Annotated in this window: 16 protein-coding genes; 9 read left to right on the top strand and 7 right to left on the bottom strand. The window is 59.2% G+C overall.

Features of this window, described 5'->3' with window-relative positions; all coding sequences use genetic code 11:
• The first annotated feature begins 110 nt into the window (after positions 1-110).
• A complete protein-coding gene (locus ACWKV5_RS26000) occupies positions 111-857 on the top strand; it encodes a S24 family peptidase (RefSeq protein ID WP_483843572.1) in 747 nt (248 codons plus the stop codon).
• A gap of 425 nt (positions 858-1,282) precedes the next feature.
• Here the strand turns inward: ACWKV5_RS26000 and ACWKV5_RS25995 are convergent, their stop codons facing one another.
• Positions 1,283-1,987, bottom strand: coding sequence for a type I restriction-modification system subunit M N-terminal domain-containing protein (locus tag ACWKV5_RS25995; RefSeq protein ID WP_483843564.1), 705 nt, complete (start codon positions 1,985-1,987; stop codon positions 1,283-1,285).
• Between the two features lie 241 nt (positions 1,988-2,228).
• On the opposite strand from ACWKV5_RS25995, the gene ACWKV5_RS25990 reads away from it, so the two are divergent.
• The 4 genes from ACWKV5_RS25990 (at position 2,229) to darG (ending at position 5,624) form a co-directional block, all read left to right on the top strand.
• Positions 2,229-3,149 carry a restriction endonuclease gene (locus ACWKV5_RS25990; RefSeq protein WP_483843563.1) on the top strand — a complete coding sequence of 307 codons (921 nt, stop codon included), beginning with the start codon at positions 2,229-2,231 and terminating at the stop codon, positions 3,147-3,149.
• Positions 3,150-3,318: 169 nt separating this feature from the next.
• The gene (locus tag ACWKV5_RS25985; RefSeq protein ID WP_483843562.1) at positions 3,319-3,897 is read left to right on the top strand and encodes a DarT ssDNA thymidine ADP-ribosyltransferase family protein; all 579 of its coding nucleotides are present in this window, start codon (positions 3,319-3,321) and stop codon (positions 3,895-3,897) included.
• On the top strand, positions 3,898-4,542 hold the full coding sequence (darT, locus tag ACWKV5_RS25980; RefSeq protein ID WP_483843561.1) for a type II toxin-antitoxin system toxin DNA ADP-ribosyl transferase DarT: 645 nt from the start codon (positions 3,898-3,900) through the stop codon (positions 4,540-4,542).
• Positions 4,539-5,624: a type II toxin-antitoxin system antitoxin DNA ADP-ribosyl glycohydrolase DarG gene (gene darG, locus ACWKV5_RS25975; RefSeq protein ID WP_483843560.1), complete on the top strand. Its 1,086-nt coding sequence runs from the start codon at positions 4,539-4,541 to the stop codon at positions 5,622-5,624. Before darT ends, darG begins: the two co-directional genes overlap by 4 nt.
• Positions 5,625-5,821: 197 nt before the next feature.
• On the opposite strand, the gene ACWKV5_RS25970 is transcribed toward darG, so the two are convergent.
• From ACWKV5_RS25970 to ACWKV5_RS25945, 6 genes are read right to left on the bottom strand one after another with little or no spacing between them, the layout of a single operon-like run.
• Complete coding sequence (locus ACWKV5_RS25970) at positions 5,822-6,637, bottom strand: YfaP family protein (protein WP_483843559.1); 816 nt, start codon at positions 6,635-6,637, stop codon at positions 5,822-5,824.
• A 3-nt stretch (positions 6,638-6,640) separates the two neighbouring features.
• The gene (locus ACWKV5_RS25965; protein WP_483843558.1) at positions 6,641-8,260 is read right to left on the bottom strand and encodes a DUF2300 domain-containing protein; all 1,620 of its coding nucleotides are present in this window, start codon (positions 8,258-8,260) and stop codon (positions 6,641-6,643) included.
• 1 nt (position 8,261) lies between these two features.
• A complete protein-coding gene (locus tag ACWKV5_RS25960) occupies positions 8,262-12,827 on the bottom strand; it encodes an alpha-2-macroglobulin family protein (protein ID WP_483843557.1) in 4,566 nt (1,521 codons plus the stop codon).
• Positions 12,824-13,474, bottom strand: coding sequence for a DUF1175 domain-containing protein (locus ACWKV5_RS25955; protein WP_483843556.1), 651 nt, complete (start codon positions 13,472-13,474; stop codon positions 12,824-12,826). The genes ACWKV5_RS25960 and ACWKV5_RS25955 overlap by 4 nt, the downstream gene beginning before the upstream one ends.
• A complete protein-coding gene (locus ACWKV5_RS25950) occupies positions 13,459-15,171 on the bottom strand; it encodes a DUF2138 domain-containing protein (RefSeq protein ID WP_483843555.1) in 1,713 nt (570 codons plus the stop codon). Before ACWKV5_RS25950 ends, ACWKV5_RS25955 begins: the two co-directional genes overlap by 16 nt.
• Positions 15,172-15,207: 36 nt before the next feature.
• Positions 15,208-15,999 carry a YfaP family protein gene (locus ACWKV5_RS25945; RefSeq protein ID WP_483843554.1) on the bottom strand — a complete coding sequence of 264 codons (792 nt, stop codon included), beginning with the start codon at positions 15,997-15,999 and terminating at the stop codon, positions 15,208-15,210.
• A 278-nt stretch (positions 16,000-16,277) separates the two neighbouring features.
• Between ACWKV5_RS25945 and ACWKV5_RS25940 the strand changes: the two genes are divergently transcribed.
• From ACWKV5_RS25940 to dxs, 4 genes are all read left to right on the top strand, one after another.
• On the top strand, positions 16,278-17,423 hold the full coding sequence (locus tag ACWKV5_RS25940; RefSeq protein ID WP_483843553.1) for a Fic family protein: 1,146 nt from the start codon (positions 16,278-16,280) through the stop codon (positions 17,421-17,423).
• A 261-nt stretch (positions 17,424-17,684) separates the two neighbouring features.
• Positions 17,685-17,927 carry an exodeoxyribonuclease VII small subunit gene (locus ACWKV5_RS25935; RefSeq protein ID WP_007894317.1) on the top strand — a complete coding sequence of 81 codons (243 nt, stop codon included), beginning with the start codon at positions 17,685-17,687 and terminating at the stop codon, positions 17,925-17,927.
• Positions 17,924-18,811 carry a (2E,6E)-farnesyl diphosphate synthase gene (gene ispA, locus ACWKV5_RS25930; RefSeq protein WP_483843552.1) on the top strand — a complete coding sequence of 296 codons (888 nt, stop codon included), beginning with the start codon at positions 17,924-17,926 and terminating at the stop codon, positions 18,809-18,811. The genes ACWKV5_RS25935 and ispA overlap by 4 nt, the downstream gene beginning before the upstream one ends.
• A 92-nt stretch (positions 18,812-18,903) precedes the next feature.
• Entirely contained in the window at positions 18,904-20,802 is a 1,899-nt protein-coding gene (gene dxs / locus ACWKV5_RS25925) for a 1-deoxy-D-xylulose-5-phosphate synthase (protein ID WP_483843551.1), read from the top strand.
• The last annotated feature ends 21 nt before the right edge of the window (positions 20,803-20,823 follow it).

Below are 20,823 nucleotides of genomic sequence, written 5' to 3'. Positions count from 1 at the left end.
TCTCTGTTTAATTTGTTCCAAATACGTCTTACATCCGGTCGTAAATTTCCCTCGAAATTTGAACGGTTCGTTTATTCAAAGCCCCGCCCTGCGCCCGTAGACTCGTGTTTATGAAAAAGAACACTAGCGGCCCACGGTTCAAAGCATTGCTCGAAAAAGCCAAGATCACGACGACAGGATTTGCCGCTTTTTTCGACACGGAAGCTCAAAACATCCACAACTGGTACACCCGCGGTGTGCCCGCTTACCGCATGGAAGAGGTCTCCAGATTACTCTCGGTGAACAGCCACTGGCTCAAAACCGGCGAAGGCCCGGAAGACGCCAAACACCTGCGCCTGCTCGACGAGTCCGGCAACACCTTCGACGCCCAGGCGATTCGTGGCATCTACACGGTCATCGAGCCGACCGACGTAGAACTGCCCCTCTACAAAGAAACCCCCATCGCCCCGGGGTCTTACAAAACCCACATCGTGGAAGACACCGGCCAATTTATCCGCCTGCCCAAAAGCCACCTCGACTCCCTGGAAATCAACCATGCCGATGCGATCGGCATTCACATGCTCGGTAATAGCATGGGGGCGAGGATTGAGGACGGCTCGACACTCGCCATCGACCGTGGGCTGACGAAGGTGATTGATGGGGAGATTTACGCGATCGACCATGACGGGATGCTACGCATCAAATACCTGCACCGGATGCCTGGGAATGCCCTGCGGTTACGCAGCTACAACAAAACCGAGCACCCGGATGAGATTTTTAGCGCAGAGCAGATTGATAAGCAGAACATCAGGGTGCTGGGGTGGGTGTTTTGGTGGTCGACGCTTAACAAACGGCGGCCATCAGTCCCCTTCCTGTGAGAACGCCCCGTCGCTCCCACATTGGAATGCGATCAAATGTGGGAGCTTGCTCGCGATGGCGGCAGAACATTCACCCTACAAACCCGGACGTGTTGCTGAACTCAATGCACCAATCGCTCTACACCACACACCAAGCTGGGAATTTCCCCAAAAAATCAGTATGCTGCGCCCCACATTTGCGCATCGACCCGCCCCGCGGCTCAGATCGCACCGACAAGGCAGATGATTTTCTCGCCGAGTCCCACAGCCGGACGCAAGATCCGGGTGTACGTTTTGAAGGCTGGCGCGGTTTACCAAAAATGAACCAAGCCAGTCCCCGAGAAGCCGGCCACAAGCCGGCTTTTTAATGCCTGGAAGAAAGCCATCGTTAGGTTTTCTGGAACGTCACGCAGCGCAACCGATCTCGGAACTACGCCGTTCTCTGCTCACTCCCCGTCAGCACGCTCCAAATACTCACTCGGTGCAAAGTCCCAAGGCAAAGCTGGCTGAGAGCGATACAACCGATGGCTACCACCCTCAAACACATACGTTTTCAATTCTTGGAACCAACGGTTTCCGCTCGACATTCCGAATGTAACCACAAAGAAGATCAGCGGCCGGCTTGCAGATCGCCACAGACTTGCTGCCTTTTCGCTGGCGATTTTGCCGAGCATGTATTCGTAGACGTCGCCCTTGGTGTCACGGTCGTCCATCGGGATGCCGTCGAGCAAGTCCACCACTTTGGCCAGCAATGCAGGCGTGGGGATGGTAAAGCGCGCATCGCGCATGTGATGGCTATAGGTGGAGTCGTCGCTGCCGATGGTTTTCAGGAACGGGAACACGTGGTCGGCAATCACTTCAAACATGGTCGCCGGGGCCAAATGCTTGAAGCGCGACCAGCGGTAGTCGTTGTAATTACAGCCGCGCGGGTCCAGGCCTTCCGGGAAAATCTGGCGCTCCATTGGTTGCTTCAAGCGATTGGCTTTGTTCTCTTCAAGGGTGTGCAACTCATCCAGGCGACGCAGGAACAGCAGGTACGTCAGCTGTTCCATGACCTCCATCGGGTTGGAAATACCACCCGACCAGAAGGCATTCCAGATAGCGTCGATTTTGCTCTTGAGTTCGCCGGTGATAACCGTGTGTTGCTCCATAGCTCACGCGCCTGTGAGCAGGCGCTAAAAAGTGGGGGATGATAGCGCCTGAACAAAGCTTGCGTATGCCAGACGGCGGAATTTATTGCGCAGGGATGTTCTGTAGGACAAAGGCCTTTCTATACACAGTGGCTGACGTTTTATCTGTAACAGCGACTTCCCCGGCGGGATATCTGAGAGAGCGTTAATTTATACTCGCCCGTCGATCTGCACAAAACGTAGCCAACACAGGGAAGCGTCCATGTCCGTTCCAACATACGATCAGTTCATCGAGCCCATCCTGCGGTTTCTCGCCACGAAACCCGATGGAGCACCCGCTCGGGATGCCTATGAAGCTGCAGCCAAAACGTTGCAACTGACTTTAGAGCAGCGTGAAGAACTGATCGCCAGTGGGCAGACGACCTATAAGAACAGAGCGGGCTGGGCACATGATCGGCTCAAGCGTGCAGGCCTTTCCAGCAGTGCCAAACGCGGGTATTGGAAATTGACTGACACGGGCGTGGCCTACGCCAAGGAACATCCAGCCCCTCTGCCGGCCAATGAAGTGGAACATTTGGCCATTGGCTATATGAATGTGAAGCTGAAGGTCGCCCCCGACGCCGCACCACTTGATGACGAAACACCTGTTGAACCTGACGCCACCTCCGCCACCGCCAGCCCGGATGATCGACTTGAACAAGCCCTCCAGGAATTGCGCGACGCTACGGCGGCTGACCTGTTGGATAACTTGTTACAGGTCACCCCCAACCGCTTCGAAGTGATTGTGCTGGATGTGCTGCATCGCCTGGGATACGGCGCTAGCCGCAATGACCTGCAGCGTGTCGGTGGGTCTGGGGATGCCGGCATCGATGGCATCATCTCGCTCGACAAGCTGGGATTGGAGAAGGTTTACGTTCAAGCCAAGCGCTGGCAGAACACGGTGGGGCGCCCTGAGTTGCAGGCTTTCTACGGAGCACTTGCCGGGCAAAAAGCCAAACGCGGGGTTTTCATCACTACCTCTGGTTTCACCGCACACGCGATCGATTTCGCTAAATCGGTGGAAGGCATCGTGCTGGTGGACGGTACGCGGCTGGTGCATCTGATGATGGATCATGAAGTGGGTGTTACATCGCGACTGTTGCGGTTGCCGGCGTTGGATCGTGATTATTTTGATGAGGAGTGAGTTGTGGGCTTTTTTGGCAAACAGGCCAATGCCCATATAACACTTGTGGCTTAAGATGATGGCACACTAGAATCACGACGCATGCCTTACTAAACCCCACGGAATGAGGGCTGGGGAACGGCTAGGACTGAAGTCCGTTTAGATAAATGCGTAGGTCAAGGAGACCGCAATGTCAGACGTCAAAAGCATCAAGGATCAATTTTTTGTCTACCACTTAACCTCCGTTGAGAATCTAGATGGGATTTTTGCAGAGGGCCTTAAGCCTCGGGCCAGTCTCGCTAATTTCACTGACGTAGCTGACAGTGAAATTCTCAAAAAGCGCAAAGCGCTTAATCTTGACCAATATGTTCCCTTTCATTGGTTTGGTGCCAATCCGTTTGATGGGCGTGTGCAACTCGATCGCCCCAAATCAAAATTCGTACTGATCTCTGTTTTCAGATCATTTGCCAAGGATCATGGCTGGAAGATCATCCCGCATCATCCACTCGCTGATGACGCGATTCAGTTACTCGACTACAACGCTGGCTTCCAAGCTATCAATTGGGAGCTAATGAATACTCGGGACTATCAGAACACCGAGTGCAAAAATGTTTGCATGGCTGAATGCCTGTCACCTCAGGTGGTATCTCCCGCAAACTTTTCCAGAATTTATGTACCAAACGATGAAGTCAGGCTGATATGTGAGGCTAAAATGCGCGAGGCCAAACTCAAGACTCCCATCACCGTGAATTCCGGAATGTTCTTATAAATGAACTACAGCAGTCTGAATCCAGAGAAGGCTCTGATTTGGCGGATCGTCCATCGCGATAACCTGCCGTGGATTCTGGACAATGGGCTGCATTGCGCGAACTCGAACGTGCTGGCCCCCCAGTACATGAATATCGGCAACGTCGATTTGATCGACAAGCGCCGATCCCGCCATGTGCCCATCGCGCCAGAGGGATTTTTGGCCGATTACGTACCCTTCTATTTCACACCCTTCTCTGTGATGATGAAAAACATTCATTCCGGGTGGAGTGTTCAGCAGCGCAGCAACGACGAGATCGTGATTCTGGTTTCCAGTCTGTACCGCGTCGAACAGCTTGGCCTACCGTTCGTCTTCACAAACGCACATGCCTACCCGGATTGGACAGACTATTACAGTGATCTGGCGAATCTCGGCGAGATCGATTGGTCTATCCTTCAGCGACGCGACTTCAAGCGTGACCCTGATGACCCTCGAAAGATGGAGCGTTATCAGGCCGAAGCGTTGATTCACCATCACCTACCGATTACAGGACTCCTTGGCATCATGTGCTACAACGATGCGATGAAAGAACGCATAGAAAAAGACGTCGCCGCCAGAGGCCTGACGTTGTCCGTTCATGCGCGTCCGGGATGGTATTTCCAATGATCAGATTTACCCAAGGCAACCTTCTGGAAGCCAAAACCGAAGCCCTCGTCAACACGGTGAATACCGTAGGAGTGATGGGCAAAGGTATCGCCCTGATGTTCAAAGAGCGCTTCGCGGAGAACTACCGTCTTTATTCGGTGGCTTGCAAGGCTGGCGAGGTAGAGACAGGCAAGATCCACGTAACTGCAGTCAACGAGCTCGACGGTCCTCGCTGGATCGTAAACTTCCCCACCAAACGCCACTGGCGATCGCCGTCGCAGATGGCATGGATAACCGAAGGTTTACACGACCTGCGTCGCTTCCTGATTGAAAACGACGTGAAGTCCGTGGCAGTTCCACCGCTAGGTGCGGGTAACGGTGGTTTGAAATGGCCAGAGGTTCGAGAACAGATTGTTGATGTCCTGAGTGATCTGGATGTCGATGTGTTGGTATTCGAGCCTTCCAACCAGTATCTGAATGTCGCCAAACGTAGTGGCGTGGAAAAGCTCACGCCTGCTCGTGCACTCATTGCCGAACTGGTTCGACGCTATTGGGTCCTGGGTATGGAATGCAGCCTGCTTGAGATTCAGAAACTGGCCTGGTTCCTGGAGCGTGCTATTGAGAAGCTACCGGACACTGAAAACCCACTGAATCTTAAGTTTGTTGCTCATAAATATGGGCCGTATGCCAATCGGTTGGAGCATCTGCTCAATAACCTCGATGGCAGCTATTTGCATTGCGACAAACGCATCAGTGATGCAGGTATCAGCGATGTGATCTGGTTTGACCAAGAGCGCAAAGCCTTTCTGCAAACCTATCTCAAGACAGAGGCCAAGGAGTATTCCCAAGCCTTGGAGCGCACTGCTGAGTTAATCGACGGCTTTGAGTCGCCCTTCGGAATGGAATTGCTGGCGACGGTCGATTGGTTGCTGAGTCAGGAGAAAGTATCCCCGACCGTTCCTGCCTTACGCGAAGCGTTGAAGCACTGGGACGGCGGAGCTGGTGCTGCCGCTCGCAAGAGCAGGCTGTTTGACGACTCGGCGCTCAACATTGCACTCAAACGCCTGACATCCAGTAGTTTTAAACCTGAAATGGCTGCCTGAAAACATCACTACCGACGATGATTGTCCAACAACCGTTGGACAGTTAGGAGCGGCTTTTAGCACCTCAGCGAGTAAAGGTCTGCCTGGATCATCTCGACTTTTCAGCCGCCAAATTAGACGACGCTTGAACACTCCGAAATTGGGCAGCAAGCTGCTGCCCAATTCAATTGTGCAAGAACTACTTGCACAATTCCCCCTCACGGATAACTAAACGACTTAACCAACGTCAACTCCCCCACCGCCCGCATCGGCACCAAAAACGTCTCCATCTTCTCGCTCGGCGTCCCCTCCTCGGTAATCACCGTCACCTGCGCCGTCGTCAGCGGCTGAACCGCATCCTCCTGCCCTTCCTCATCGCTGCTATATCCACCACCAAAATAATTCACATACACCAAATACTGCCCCTTGATCGGCGCCGGCATGGCAAAGATCTCCGGCCCATACCCGGTCGTCACATCAACATCCAGCGCCGCACCATTGGGCGCAACCCGATCGCCGTACCAAATATGCGCCCCGTCCGGCGTAATCAAATGCAAGTCCAGGTCGGTGCCGTCACTGTCCCACGACAACAACACCCGCAACTTGGCCGGCGTGGCACCACCACTGGCATTGAGAAACTGTGTGCGATGCCGTTGCTGTCCATCAGGGCTGCGCACTTCAACGCTGTTGCTGCCATTGGGAAATGAGAACGGGCGATCAAAACGCCCGGCGGGATCGATCTTCAGCGGCATGCTCACGCCGTTGACGATCAATCGACCAGGCTCCGTCGATTTGGGCGTGGATTTGATCTGACCGCTGATGCGCGCGGTGTTGGCCTGGCCCACCGGGGTGTTCACCGACGAAGCAGGATAGTTGACGGTCTGGCGGAAATTTTCGCCTTCGCCTTCAACCGCGCCCGTGCGCCAACCGCCGACGGGGGTGTCAAGTTTGACGGCGGCGTCTGCGGCGAAAATCGTCGGCATCGCGCAAAAAGTACAAAGGAACAGGAAGACCTGTGGATAACGGAGTTTCATGGCCTATTCCAGCAAGAGGTGGCGGGCGAGCCCTTCGATGTAGGTTTCATCCTGGCCGTTGGGGTGTGCTTCGAAGGCCAGGTGCAGGTATTCGTGGGTCAGGTCGAGGCGGTCTTGCAGCGACAGCACGCCGCGCACGTAGATGCGCTGGCGTTCGCGGTCGACGTAGGGGCGGCCGAAGGCCAGGCGGCAAACGGCGAAGGTGCTGACTTCGTTGTAGCCGACCTCGCTTTCCAGCCGCGCACGCCAGCCGCGGCGCTGGGTTTGCAGCCAGTCTTGCGCGGCGGGCAGTGCTTCGCAGGAGGCGACGGGGTTGTCCCAGCGGCTGAGGCTGGCGCGCGGGTAGGCGTGCAGCAGGATGGCGTCGTAACGTTGGCCGGCGTTGGCTTGTTCGACGGCTTGTTGCCAGGAGAGTTTGTCCGGGCCGGGTTGGTCGGAGTGATAGGTGACGGTGCTTCCGGCCAGTACGAGGTCGCTGGTCCAGGCGGCGATGTTGCGTGATTCGAGCGTGGCCGGGCGTGGGGCGACGCGTTGGCGGCTGCTACTGTCGTCGATGCTCAGGCAATCACCGTGACGCGTGGCGTTTTGCAGCAGGTAGGTGCGGATGGCGATGGCCAGGGCTTTGGCTGCTTCGGCGGGTTCGGGTTTGGCTTCGCGCTGGAGGACGCGGGCGACGTATTCTTCGCGATCCAGACGGGCGACGAGCTGATCCTTGAGCAAGAACAGTTCGCCGTCGCTGTGGATATCGAGTTGGTTGCCGTTGCTGAATTCGACGCGGTAGTCGCCCTGCAATGGCCCGGAAGAAACTACACGGTCCCCCGCCAGAACCCGCTCGATCGGATAACGAGAAAACAAACTGACTTCGACACAGCGCCCCGTGTCCGCGGGCCAATCATTCGGTAACACCGAAGCTAACGCCTCACCATAATGACGCAGCACCATCTGACTGGTCCCGCGCCCACCGGCCCAGATCGGCGTGCCATCCGCCGTCCAACCGGCAAAACCGCCCTGACGTGACGACGGATCCTGATCCCCCAACCAGCTCCAGGTTTTCACCCGCAACCGGCCACCGAGTTCGCCCACCACGTTGCCATCGGCGGCATTGAGCACCACATCGAGCAACACCCGCCGTGCCTGATCCTGCGCCGGCATCATCGCCAACACCTTGAGCAATTCAGCGACGGACACTCGCGTAGAGGGTTTTAACGACGGCAAATCCAGCAACCACTCCGGCGCCTGGCGCGCCTTCCAATACGTGCGCCAGTCAGCGTCAGTGATGCCCAAACGTGCCGGCTCAAAATACAAACCGCACGATTTTACCAATGCCTGATCACGCTCGATCTTGCCGCCAGCCGTGCAGCAATAAACCTCTTCCTTCGACTGCCCGCGACATTCATACGCAGGTTCTCGGGCGCCGGTATCCACCAGCCAACCGTACACAAACAACTTCCACAAACTGCCCAACGGCGCCTGCACATCAGCAGGCAACGGCTCGCGTGAAATCACTTGAGTCCGGTTCAACGAAATCAGTTCACCCTTGAAGCCCAGCCGCAGCGGTTCGTCCTGCGCTGTCGCCAGCGCAGGAGTCAAACACAGCAGCAACCAGACCAGACGCCGGGTCATGTCAGTTGACCGTAACCTGACCGAGGGCCGGTTTCTGTTCCTGCGCTTGATGTTGCGGCGCATAAACCTGCGTGAAACGTACCGGCGGCAGATTGAACTGACCTTTCTGCGAGAAGCGCACCAAATGACGCAAGCGCAACTCACCGCTCAAGGCGTCCACCGGAATCGCGTAAGCCATCTGACCCGGCTCAAAACGCGCCTTCTCCAGCGCGGTCGGTTCGGTGCCGGCCTTGCCCATCAACTTGATGCCCCACGTCGTGCGTTCGACATCGGCGCCCGGCGGCAGCGGCACTTCGAGCATGCCGTAGCGCAGCGGTTTCGCGGCTTTGCTGGTGATGATTACTTCGTCCAGATACAGACTGTCGCTGGACAACGGCTGGGTGCCGACCGCTTCGAGTTTGAAGGTGAAGGCTTCGTCACCCGGCACCAATCGAGACAAGCGACGTGTGATGGTCACGGCCATCGGATCAACCGCAGGTTGTCGAGTCTGGAAGCTCAACGCGGCGCGCAATGGCCGCTCCTGCGTACCAGCCAGCGACAACACCGCTGGCACCGACGGAGAACCCTGCCACGTCCAGTACATCTCACCGGTATCGCCGTACTGTTTCCTCCAGCCTTCACCCGGTGCCAGTGCGATGGTCGGCGAAGCCTGTTCGATACTTCGTTGCAACCAGGTCAGCGCCAAGGCGCGTTCCAGCGTCGATTGCTGTGGCAGCAAGCGTTGCAACAACGCTTGCGCGTGGGCCTGATCGAAGGGTTGCAGCGACAGGTTCAGCGCTTCGGCAAACGGCTGCGAGCTGACCGCCAAACGCTGTTGCGCATCCGCCAGTTGGCGATTGAACGCCTCCGGCAGCGTCACTTTGGACTGACGCGCCAGTGAGGCCGTCAACACGCGGGCAGCGGACAGGCCGAGCGCCGAATCCGGATCGCTCATGACGATGCTGTCTTCGCCATCCTCCATCAGGTTTGCGGCATTACCCTCGCCTGCTTTCGCCAGGTCATCCATCAACCCGCTGAGCAAGGTATTCACCGGCAATTGCATCTGTTTGGCGAACGACAGGATCAGCGCGCGCTGCAACAGCGGGGTGTTTTGCGCCTGTTTCGAATACACCTCCAGCACCCGCTGCCAATGCTCCGGCGGCAGGCTCAGATCCAGCACCTTGCTGGCGTTCCAGTCGGCGTAGTAGGCGTAAGCGGTGAGGAAGGCATCCGGCTCGCCGTCCATGCCCCACCAGGTGAAGCTCGCGGAAGGCCCGGCCATTTGCACCAGACGCAGGCGGCTATTTTGCATGATCAGGCGCAAGCGGTCGCGGATTTGCGGGTTAGACGCCAAGGTCGGATAGGCAATGCTCAGCGGCAGCAAACGGCTGGCGGTTTGCTCGACGCCGCCGTACGGATAGCTCAGCAGATCATCCAGCGCCGAACGGAACAGCGCTTGCGGACTGTCATCCAGACGCAGGCGAATATCCGTCGCATCGGCCGGCAAGCTCAGCGGTGTATCGCCGCTGGCCACGTCCAGACTTTGGCTCTGCGTCACCTGCCATCCTTCACCGGTGGCGGTCAGGCGCACGGCCAGCGCGTCAGCGGTTTTGCCGTCCTGCACCAGTTCGGCGGTCCACTCGCCACTGGCCAACGAGAACTCTGGCAACGCGATGTAGTTGATGCCGTTGTTGAGAGTCACTGGAACACGCTGATCGGCGCCGCCGAAATGAATCACCAGCTCAGCCTTGACCGGTTTCTCGGCCTGGCTGAAGGCGAATACCCCGAGCACTAGTTTGTCACCGGTGCGGAATTTCGTTGGCCCGCTCCACTTCAGGTACAGCGGTTTCTCCGAACGCACGAACTGCTTCTTCTGCCCGACCTGCCCGTCATCGGCGATGGCCCGCGCAGTGATGCGCCAGCGGGTCAGCGAGTCCGGCATCTTGAAGGTGAAGCGGGTTTTGCCGTTGGCATCAGTCTCCAGTTCCGGCTGCCACGCGGCGGTATCGACGTCTTCACGACGCGGCCGCTCCAGCACTTTCACCCCGCGTTCGCTGCGGTTGGCTTTGCCCGGCGCGCCGGGGCTGCCCGGCAGTGCCACGTCGTAGCTGATGAACGACAGGCTGGCGCTGGTGCGCACGTTGTTGCGGCGCGGGTGGTAGAAGAACTGGTCGATGCTCGGCGCGACTTCCGGTTGCAGCGCGTAGACCATTTCGTCAACGACGCTGACGGTCAGGTGCGCCGGAATCGGCTTGCCGGCGAACTGCGTGGTCAAGTCGACCGACACCGTATCACCGGGTTGATACGCCTCTTTATCGGTGGCAATGGCCACGTCGATTTGCGGCGCAACGACCTTGATCCCGGCGTTCTGGAAGCTGTATTGGCCGCCCTTGGTGTACAGCACGGAAAAGGTCAGATTCGGGGCGAAATTGTCTTTCACCGGGATGCGCGCGCGGTATTGGGTGTCGCTGAGTTTTTCCATCTTCAGCCAGTCGCCGCCCTTGGACAGCAGCGCGGTGGCCTCGACCTTGTCGCGCTCAAGCGACAGCAGTGCATCGCTGATCGGCTCCGGAAAAGTGATCAGCGCCAGTGCTTCATCACCGGCCTTGTACTCGGGTTTATCGAGGACGATTTCCACGGTGCCCGGCACGGCTTTGACGCCTTCGCCGGTGACCGAATGACCGGTCGCACCAATGACGCGGCCATGGTCATCTTTCAATGCCAGGTTGTAGGTGCCGGGACGCTCGAAGGCCACAGTGAAGCCTTTGTCTTTGGCAGCCAGTTTGCCGTCGCCAGCGGTCTGATCTTCCAGACGCACCCAGCTGTAGCTGCTTGGTGTCACGGTTTTGCTCTGTTCGTTGGCGCCTTCATTGATGTAGCTGAACGCAACCTTGTCGCCCACCGCACTGAACCGCTGCGGCGCACTCAGGCTGAAACTCGCCGCGCCACGGTCGATGAGGATTTCCTTGGTGGTCTTGACCCGATACGCCGCGCCATCGCTGGCAAACACCGTCAGCATGTAGCGACTCGGTTTCTCGGCGGCTGGCAGGTCGAGGGTCGCGTTGCCCTTGGCGTCGGTGGTCAGTTCGGTGCTGGTCAGCTCGACCGGGAATTGCCCGAGGTATTGCAGTTCGTTGTCTACCATCGACAGTTGCTGGGCGCGCAGGCTCAGGCTCAACTTGGCATTGGCCACCGGTTTGCCGTCCGGGTACAGCAGCACCAGACTACCTTTAACCGGTTCACCGGTGCGGTAATCCTGCTTGGCCAGGTTCAGCGAAATTTCGAAGTGCGGCTTGATGTACTCAGCCACGCGGAAGGCGCTGCTGTAGGCCTGATCCTTGTAGCTGAAACGCAACTCATAACCACCTGCTACCGCGTTATCCGGCAACTGGAATCGGCCTTGGGTGCCGGCCTTGGAATCCAGTTTCAGCGCCAGCGATTGCAGCGCCGTGCCGGTGGCATCGAGCACGGTCACGTTGACGTCGGCCGCAGTCGGTGCGACGGAGTCCCGGGCATTCTTGAACTCGCGCCCGACGATTTTCAGCGACACCCAATCGCCCGGCCGGTACAGCGGCCGGTCGGTGAAGGCGTAGAGTTTGGTGTCGTAGATTTCGCTGTCGTAATAGAAGTTCTCGGAGACAAACACCCCGCCCTCTTCGTCCTCGCCGATCACGAACGAACGCTCGGGGCTGACGTGTTTCAGACGCAACAAACCATCGTTATCGGTGGCGCCGCTGCTCATCACGCCGAGGCCATCGGTCCACAGCACATTCACTTTCGGCACCGAACTGCCTTCGTGTTTGCGCGCCGCCCAGACCACCAGGTCATCACCGGCGATTTTGCTCACGGCCACGGTGTTCGAAACGAAGACCATGGTGGTCGCGCGGTACTTGCCGATCAACGCTTCCACCAGATACAGACCCGGTTTCAGGTTACCCAACGGAATGTAGACGTTACCCGGCGCGACGCTGACGAATTCGCTGGAAGAACCGGCCAGGTTCACACCCTCAGGCGGCTGGATCGGTTTGGCTTGCCACAGCGGATAGCGGAATTGACTGACCACCGGCAGGCCCGGGATCAGGGCGAATTGCGGCTGTGCGTCATAAGGCGTTGGCGCGGCGATGGCGGTGCCCATCTTCAGTTCCGGCACTTCCTCAGTGACTTGTTGACGCGACTCGTAGGAAAACGCCCGTTGCATCACGCGACGGGATTTGCGGTACCAGTTATCCCACAGGTACGCGAGGGTGTTCGACAGGCCTTCGCCCTTGAATTGACCATCGCTGACCACGCGGTGCAGGTTCTTCTGGCGCTTGAGGAAATCCAGCGGCTTGTCGATGCGGTACACGCGAATGTCGGCGCCGCCATAAGGCTCCATGCGGAAGCGGCGATAGTCACGGCCCGGCGCTTCGAGGCGCACCATCGCCTGTTCGTCGCTGGCGAAACTGCTGTCGGCCAGCAGGAAAAAGCTTTCACCGGCCACCGGCGTATAGCCGCTCGGCTCGACGGTGTCTTCGGCGTTGACCGCCGAAAACGGCAGCAGCAAAACCAACAGCAGAGGCAGAAAACGCACCATGCGGGCACCGATCATTGGGAGAGAAAATTCAGTCGATAGACGCCGATGAAGTTGGGGTTGGCTGCGTCGGGTATCCATCGGGTGTCCTTCCATGTCATGAGTTGCTGCAGGCTCGCGGATCGCATGCCGTTGTCAGTGGGGGTGGTGGTGCCGGTGTGATAGGCGATGTAGCGGCCCATCCAGATCATCAGGTGCTGGTCGTCGCCCTGATCGAAAAACATCAGGTCGCCGGGCCGGGCTTGCGCCACGTCCCGACTCACCAGATGGCTGTTGAACTGAATCAGTTTGATCGCGTTGACGTACGGCCCGACCTTGCCGCCGCCCTGTTGCCACTGCTGGGCGAGACCGCGTTGCGCCTCGCTCAATGGCAATTCCGGCGGCAGGTAGCGATTGGACAGGCCGTTGCTGCGCAGCCATTTATCGTCATGGACTTTCAGCGCTTCGTTGGCGGCGAACCGCACCAGTCCGGCGCAGTCCTGCTGATACCAGCGCGGGCTCGGGCCTTGGGTCAGTTGTTCCTGGGCGATGCGCACGAACCAGGCGCGGAACACCTGGGATTGCTGCGGATCCAGCGGAGCTGCCTCAGTGGCAAAGGCGCGACTGCCCAGCAACAGCGCCAGCAGGCCAAGGCCGCGGATGAGTGCGGTCACAGGGCTTTCCATTCCAGCGGCAGCCATTGCCAATGGCCGTCGGGCTCGCTGCCTTCGGGCAAGGTCAGGGCGTATTTGCCGTAACCGCCGAGCTTGCGCAGTTTCGGGATCAGGTAGGTTTGCGCGGCGTTGTAAAACACCGGTTCCATGTCCTGCGGCAGGCTGTCGAGGGTTTCCTGTTGCATCAGCTGCGCCATCGCATCCGGGCCGAAATAGACCGGCATCAGCAGGTCTTTCGGCACCACGTCGGCCATCGGCGGGAAGCGCTTGTCGAGGGTGCCGAGGGCCTTGTCCACGAGCTTGTCGTCGAGGGAAAACAGCAGCGTCGAACCGTGACGCGCCAGGCTGACTTTCATGAAGGCCTTGCCGGAGATCGCGTCTGGATCTTCAGCCTCCTTGGCTTTATAGGGGCCGAAGTTGGAGCTGACCTGACGCTGCCACTGGTGAGTCGGGCCGTCCTGTTTCTCGATCACCGGGAACGCGTGTTCTTCGACATTGGGCTCATAGGCGCCGACCATCGAGCCGAACAAACTGCCGAGGTCACCGTCGAGTTTGGCGCTGTCCTTGTCGTTCAGGCTGGCCACCAGCAACGGCGTGTACAGACGCGAATCGGCGTACCAGCACAGGCCCGCCGCGCCGGCCATGTGTTCAGTCAACGCCTGGGCCACTGGCTCTTCGGCGCCGAGTTTTACCAGCAACGGTTTCTGTTGTTCGGCAGCGAGGGGCAAGGCTACGCAGGCACTGGCGCCCATCGGCATGGCTTGCCAGATCGGTTTGAAATCGAAGTCCGGCTGATCGTCCAGTTCATCCATGGCGAGGAAGCTGTGCCAGCCCTTGTCGTCCATGTCGAAACGCAGCCCGGCGAAATTCGGGATGAAGCGCTGGTAACCCATGGCCAACACGCTGGAATTGACCGACAGGCGTTGCTTCACTTCCGGTGTGCGCGGTGGCAGGCCGAAGGCTTCCGGGAACAGTTTGTCACCGTTGAGCAACGCGGCGATGGCTGTGGTCGAGACACTGCCGCGCTCATCGCTCGGGCCGCTGCTCGGGTCGTAGAGTTTGGCGGGATTGGACAGCACCACCAGTTTGTCGCCATGGGAGGCGAACACCAGCGCTTTGCTGTTGTTGTAGGTGAGTTGATACAGCGGCACGTCGTCGGCACCGACTTTCACATCACTGAGGTGGGTCAACTGCGAATCGTCCAGCGCCACTTTGGCCAGCGGCTCCAGCACCTTCGCCAGACCACCGCGGTCCATCACCAACAGGAAATCCTTGAGCCGGCCATCCGCTCCGCGCCACAGCGCCACGTCGGCCGGTTGATCGAAAAGTTGCTCGATCAGGCTGTCCTGCAATTTCAGGTCATGTTCGTAGATGATCCGCCGCAGACTGCCGATCAAGCCGAGGCGATCGACGTGCGCTTCGTAATAGAAGACGAAGTCTTCGGTCAGGGTTTCCTTGAGGAACGGCACTGCCAGCAGGTCCTTGGGCAATTGACTCAAGGAGTGGGTTTCGAGCAAACCGTCCGGCCGGCTCATGCCCAGTTTGTCACTGGCCAGCTCCGCCGGCGGCGCCTTGGGTTTGTGCATGAACCACCCCAACCCGCCCGCAACGCCGGCGATCAGGGCCAGGCCGACCAGCAGCGCCGGCCAGCGGCGAGGAGTTTTGGCGGCCGGTGTTTCAGCAGCCGGGGAAACAGTGTTATCGCTCATGTTCACAACGCCCAATTCATCCGTGGTGCGGGATGCTTAATAGTTGAAAGTCTTGACCAGCAGCAGGTCACCGATGGCCCGCAGGGGCACGATGAAGGTCTCGCGTTTTTCGTCGACGGTGTTTTCGTTGAGCACCAGGTTGATCTGCGAGGTGATGACCTCGTTCTGGTTGCTGGTCTCATCGAAGTTATAGCCTTCGCTGCCGAAGTTGCCCCAATAGTTCACGTAAACCAGATAGGTGCCATGCAACGGCGCGGTCATGGTGAACATTTCCGGGCCGGGGCCATCGACGCCGTCCGGGTCGAGGCCACCGCCATTGGTCAACGCCGTGTGGGCGAAAAACGCATGCTGGCCGTCGGGGGTAATGATGTGCAGGTCGAGCTCGGCTTTTGGGTCGTCCCAACCGAGCACCACGCGAATCCGTGCCGGTGTGCGCAGGTCATTGGCTTCATAGAATTGAACGCGCTTGAGCGACTTGCCTTCGGCACTGCGCACTTCGACGCTGTTGGAGCCGGCGCCAAAGGCATACGGTCGGGCGAAACGCCCTTCGTCGTCGGTGTACAAATTCAGTGGATTACCGTTGACCGCCAGCGTGTGCGGCCCGCGTTGCGTGCCGATGGCCTTGAGCTGGCCCTCGATCATCGTGCGATTGCGCTGCACGCCCCGGTCGATGGGCGGCGTGGGATAGGCGACTTGCGGGTTTTCGCTGCGGTCGAGCAGGCCGTTATAGCGCCAGCCGCCGACCGGTTCCGACAGCTCAGCCGTCGGCCCGGCCCAGGCAGCGCTCGCGCAGGCCAGACCCATCAACAGCAAAAGAAGTGAACGCATGTGACGCCTCCTGCCATGCATAACGAAACCTTGCGCCCGATCCTCGGCGCGTTACAGATCCAAATACTGCGTTTCGTCAGAAAGACCCGTGACTATCGGGTCGTAGAAGGCGCGAAGGTTAGCGATTCGGCAGTTTTTTAACAATCAGATACCTCTTGATTTGCTGCAGGCATCACGAAGACGGGGGGGCGTGAGCCGAATAGCGCGCTTATTCGGCTCACATTATGAGCCGAATAAGACTATTATTCGGCTCATTCCCTCTGGAGTTACCCGTGGTCATGGCACCTCACTGGATTTGGCAACAGCCCGACTGGCCGAATTTCACCTGGCAATCCCAACGCCTGACGCCGCTATTGCGTGAGTGCGTGCAGGCGCAAGGCCGGTTGATGGGCATGGCCAGTTCCGTGGACAGCTCACTCAGCGCACAGAACGAACTGGACGCGCTGTTACAAAACATCGTGACGTCTTCGGCCATTGAGGGTGAACAGCTCAATGTGGGCTCGGTCCGCTCATCGCTGGCGCGGCGCCTGGGCCTGGAGGTGGTCGATGGCGATAAAGTCAGCCAGCGCAGCGAAGGGCTGGCGCAGTTAATGCTCGACGCCACTCAGCGCTTCGCACAACCGCTGACACTGCAGCGGTTGCTGGAATGGCATACATGGCTGTTTCCCGATCAGGATATGAACGTTGCCGCCCGTTCGATCCATATCGGCGAGCTGCGTGGCGATGAGCCGATGCAGGTAGTGTCCGGGCGGCTGGACAAACCGACCATTCACTTCGAAGCACCGCCACGTCTTGGGCTTGAACAGCAGCTCGATACGTTTCTTGGCTGGTTTGCAGCCAGTCAGAAGCAAGATGGGCTCGATCCCTTGTTGCGGGCCGGTATCGCGCACTTCTGGTTCGTCACCCTGCACCCCTTTGACGACGGCAATGGTCGCCTCACGCGAACCATTACCGATCTCGCCCTGGCTCAGGGAGAGGCGCAGGCGATCCGATTCTACGCCATGTCCGCGAGCATCCTGGACGACCGCTCCAGCTATTACCGAGTGCTGGAAACCAGCCAGAAAAGCTCCACGGACATTACCGAGTGGCTGCAATGGTTCCTGCAAACCCTGCTGCGCAGCTTGCAGCAGGCCATGACGCGGATCGAAGCGGTACTGGGCAAGGCGCGCTTTTGGCAGGCGCATCGGGACGCAAAACTGTTCGCCGAGCAGATCAAGGTACTGAACCGCTTGCTGGACGGTGGCGAGCGAGGCTTCGAGGACGGGATCAGCGCGGCTCAATATCAGGCGGTGGCAAAAGTATCGAAAGCCACCGCAACCCGTCATTTGGCTGAGTTGCTGGTGAAGGGTTGCCTGCAACGCCTGCCCGGTGGTGGGCGTAGTACACGCTATCAAGTCCACTACCCGGATGACTCAACGCAATAACTTGCTTCAACACCTACCTGTGGCGAGGGAGCTTGCTCCCGCTCGGCTGCGCAGCAGTCGCAAATCGCTGAATGGGGTATGCCTGACGAAACGCAGCGTCTGTGTAAGGGGCCGCTTCGCGCCCCAGCGGGAGCAAGCTCCCTCGCTACAATGTTTGCTGCTGCCCCCGGAATTACGGTTCCAGACGTCCCCGCTCATTTGCCCATAACCCCCATGTCTGCTAGTGTCGCGCCGGTTTAACGACAACCGGAAATAGCCGCCATGGCCCGCAAAAAAGCTGCACTGGATTTCGAACAATCTCTCGCTGACCTGCAAACGCTGGTAGAGCGTCTGGAGAACGGCGAACTGTCGCTGGAAGACTCGCTGACGGCTTTCGAGCAAGGCATCGGTCTGACCCGCGATTGCCAGGCGGCGCTGGCCCAGGCCGAGCAAAAGGTTCAAGTGCTGCTCGAGCGTGATGGCGAGCTGGCCGAGGAACCCTTCGACGCGGATCAGCCAGAATGATTGCAGCGTATTCGGCGACCAGCCAGGCCCGTGTCAACGCGGCACTGGAAACTTTGTTCAACGCCCCGAGCCCCGAGCTCGCCCGCCTCTATGAAGCCATGCGCTACAGCGTGATGAATGGCGGCAAACGCGTACGCCCACTGCTGGCTTACGCGGCGTGCGAAGCGCTGGGCGGCAAGGCTGAACACGCAAACGGCGCGGCCTGTGCTGTGGAGCTGATTCACGCGTATTCCCTGGTCCACGACGATTTGCCGGCCATGGACGACGACGATCTGCGTCGCGGCCAGCCGACCACTCACAAGAAATTCGACGAAGCCTGCGCCATCCTCGCTGGCGACGGTTTGCAGAGCCTGGCGTTCAGCGCCCTGCTCGACCCGCGCCTGAACGCGGCGGACGCCGAGATCCGCCTGCAGATGGTCAGCGCCCTGGCTGTCGCGGCAGGCCCGGCGGGCATGGTCGGCGGTCAAGCCATCGATCTCGGCTCGGTCGGTGTCAAACTCGATCAAAAAGCCCTTGAGTACATGCACCGGCACAAGACCGGCGCGCTGATTGAAGTCAGCGTCAAACTCGGCGCCCTGGCCAGCGGCCGCGCGGAGAAGGACGAACTGAAAGCCTTGCAGACCTATGCACAGGCCATCGGCCTGGCGTTTCAGGTGCAGGACGACATTCTCGACGTTGAAAGCGATACCGAAACCCTCGGCAAACGCCAGGGCGCCGACATCGCTCGCGACAAACCGACCTACCCGGCCCTGCTCGGCCTCGAAGCGGCCAAGGCTTATGCCCTGGAACTGCGCGATCAGGCCCTGCACGCGCTGCGACCGTTTGACGCGGCCGCCGAGCCTTTGCGCGACCTGGCCCGCTACATCGTCGACCGGCGTAGCTGACAGCGTATCGGCCAAGTTAAAAGCAACGCGTGGGCAGGGGGCGATGCATCAGGTAAACTGCCGCATCTTTTATACCTATAACGATTCGCCTGATGCCCACGACGTTTCATGAGATTCCCCGCAAGCGCCCGACCACGCCCCTGCTCGACCGTGCCAACACGCCGGACGGCCTGCGCCGGTTAGGCGAAGCCGAGCTGGAAACCCTGGCCGATGAGTTGCGCCTGGAATTGCTCTACACGGTCGGTCAGACCGGCGGGCATTTCGGTGCCGGCCTGGGCGTCATCGAGCTGACCATCGCGTTGCATTACGTCTTCGACACCCCGGACGACCGGCTGGTGTGGGACGTGGGTCATCAAGCTTATCCGCACAAAATCCTCACCGGCCGTCGCGAGCGCATGGGCACCCTGCGCCAGAAGGACGGTGTTGCCGCCTTCCCGCGGCGCTCCGAGAGCGAGTACGACACCTTTGGCGTCGGCCACTCCAGCACCTCGATCAGCGCTGCGCTGGGCATGGCCATTGCCGCCCGCTTGCAAAACAGTGATCGCAAGGCCATTGCCGTGATTGGCGACGGTGCGTTGACCGCCGGCATGGCCTTCGAAGCGCTGAACCACGCGCCGGAAGTGAACGCCAACATGTTGGTGATCCTCAACGACAACGACATGTCGATCTCGCGCAACGTCGGTGGTCTGTCGAACTATCTGGCGAAAATCCTTTCCAGCCGCACTTACGCCAGCATGCGCGAGGGCAGCAAAAAGGTCCTGTCGCGCCTGCCCGGCGCTTGGGAAATCGCCCGTCGTACCGAAGAATACGCAAAAGGCATGCTGGTTCCCGGCACGCTGTTCGAAGAATTGGGCTGGAACTACATCGGCCCTATCGACGGCCACGACCTGCCGACCCTGATCGCGACGTTGCGCAACATGCGCGACCTCAAAGGCCCGCAATTCCTGCACGTCGTCACCAAGAAAGGCAAAGGCTTCGCCCCGGCGGAAGTCGATCCGATCGGCTACCACGCGATCACCAAACTCGAACCGCTGGACGCACCGGCCGCCGCCCCGAAAAAGGCCAGCGGACCGAAGTATTCCGGTGTGTTCGGCGAATGGCTGTGCGACATGGCCGCCTCTGATCCGCGTCTGGTAGGCATCACCCCGGCGATGAAAGAAGGCTCCGACCTGGTGGCGTTCAGCGAGCGTTTCCCGCTGCGCTACTTCGACGTGGCGATTGCCGAACAACACGCCGTGACCCTCGCCGCCGGCATGGCCTGCGAAGGCGCGAAACCGGTGGTAGCGATTTATTCGACGTTCCTGCAACGCGGCTACGACCAATTGATTCATGACGTCGCGGTGCAAAACCTCGACGTACTGTTCGCCATCGACCGCGCCGGTCTGGTGGGCGAAGACGGCCCGACACACGCGGGCAGCTTCGACCTGTCGTTCCTGCGTTGCATCCCCGGCATGCTGGTGATGACGCCGAGCGACGAAAACGAACTGCGCAAAATGCTCACCACCGGTCACCTCTACAACGGCCCGGCGGCCGTGCGTTATCCGCGCGGCGCAGGTCCGAATGCGACCATCGAGAAAGACCTGCAACCAATCGAAATCGGCAAAGGCATTGTTCGTCGTCAGGGCAGCAAAGTCGCCTTGCTGGTGTTCGGTGTGCAATTGGCCGAGGCGCTGAAAGTCGCCGAGACGCTGGATGCAACCGTGGTCGACATGCGTTTCGTCAAACCGCTGGATGAAGCGCTGGTGCGCGACATCGCCGGCAGCCACGAGCTGCTGGTGACCATCGAAGAAAACGCGATCATGGGCGGTGCAGGCGGCGCGGTCAGCGAATTCCTCGCCCGCGAGAACATCCTCAAGTCGGTACTGCACCTGGGCTTGCCGGACCTCTACGTCGAACACGCCAAGCCTGCGCAGATGCTGGCCGAGTGCGGGCTGGACGAGGCCGGGATCGAAGCGGCGGTGCGTGAGCGCCTGCAACTGCTGAACCTCTAAACATCAGACACATGCAAAACC

The sequence above is a fragment of the Pseudomonas oplopanacis genome, assembly GCF_057128725.1.
Note: the sequence above shows the minus strand (reverse complement) of the source record. Positions and strands in the feature narration are given on the sequence as shown.

What these genes read in the sequence shown, in the direction of transcription:
- ACWKV5_RS25935 (WP_007894317.1), top strand. Translation starts at nt 17,685, where the DNA reads ATGGCCCGCAAAAAAGCTGCACTGGATTTCGAACAATCTCTCGCTGAC.
- ACWKV5_RS25995 (WP_483843564.1), bottom strand. Translation starts at nt 1,987, where the DNA reads ATGGAGCAACACACGGTTATCACCGGCGAACTCAAGAGCAAAATCGAC.
- ACWKV5_RS25990 (WP_483843563.1), top strand. Translation starts at nt 2,229, where the DNA reads ATGTCCGTTCCAACATACGATCAGTTCATCGAGCCCATCCTGCGGTTT.
- darG (WP_483843560.1), top strand. Translation starts at nt 4,539, where the DNA reads ATGATCAGATTTACCCAAGGCAACCTTCTGGAAGCCAAAACCGAAGCC.
- ACWKV5_RS25965 (WP_483843558.1), bottom strand. Translation starts at nt 8,260, where the DNA reads ATGACCCGGCGTCTGGTCTGGTTGCTGCTGTGTTTGACTCCTGCGCTG.
- ACWKV5_RS25985 (WP_483843562.1), top strand. Translation starts at nt 3,319, where the DNA reads ATGTCAGACGTCAAAAGCATCAAGGATCAATTTTTTGTCTACCACTTA.
- ACWKV5_RS25960 (WP_483843557.1), bottom strand. Translation starts at nt 12,827, where the DNA reads ATGATCGGTGCCCGCATGGTGCGTTTTCTGCCTCTGCTGTTGGTTTTG.
- ACWKV5_RS25945 (WP_483843554.1), bottom strand. Translation starts at nt 15,999, where the DNA reads ATGCGTTCACTTCTTTTGCTGTTGATGGGTCTGGCCTGCGCGAGCGCT.
- ispA (WP_483843552.1), top strand. Translation starts at nt 17,924, where the DNA reads ATGATTGCAGCGTATTCGGCGACCAGCCAGGCCCGTGTCAACGCGGCA.
- ACWKV5_RS25970 (WP_483843559.1), bottom strand. Translation starts at nt 6,637, where the DNA reads ATGAAACTCCGTTATCCACAGGTCTTCCTGTTCCTTTGTACTTTTTGC.
- dxs (WP_483843551.1), top strand. Translation starts at nt 18,904, where the DNA reads ATGCCCACGACGTTTCATGAGATTCCCCGCAAGCGCCCGACCACGCCC.
- darT (WP_483843561.1), top strand. Translation starts at nt 3,898, where the DNA reads ATGAACTACAGCAGTCTGAATCCAGAGAAGGCTCTGATTTGGCGGATC.
- ACWKV5_RS25950 (WP_483843555.1), bottom strand. Translation starts at nt 15,171, where the DNA reads ATGAGCGATAACACTGTTTCCCCGGCTGCTGAAACACCGGCCGCCAAA.
- ACWKV5_RS26000 (WP_483843572.1), top strand. Translation starts at nt 111, where the DNA reads ATGAAAAAGAACACTAGCGGCCCACGGTTCAAAGCATTGCTCGAAAAA.
- ACWKV5_RS25940 (WP_483843553.1), top strand. Translation starts at nt 16,278, where the DNA reads ATGGCACCTCACTGGATTTGGCAACAGCCCGACTGGCCGAATTTCACC.
- ACWKV5_RS25955 (WP_483843556.1), bottom strand. Translation starts at nt 13,474, where the DNA reads ATGGAAAGCCCTGTGACCGCACTCATCCGCGGCCTTGGCCTGCTGGCG.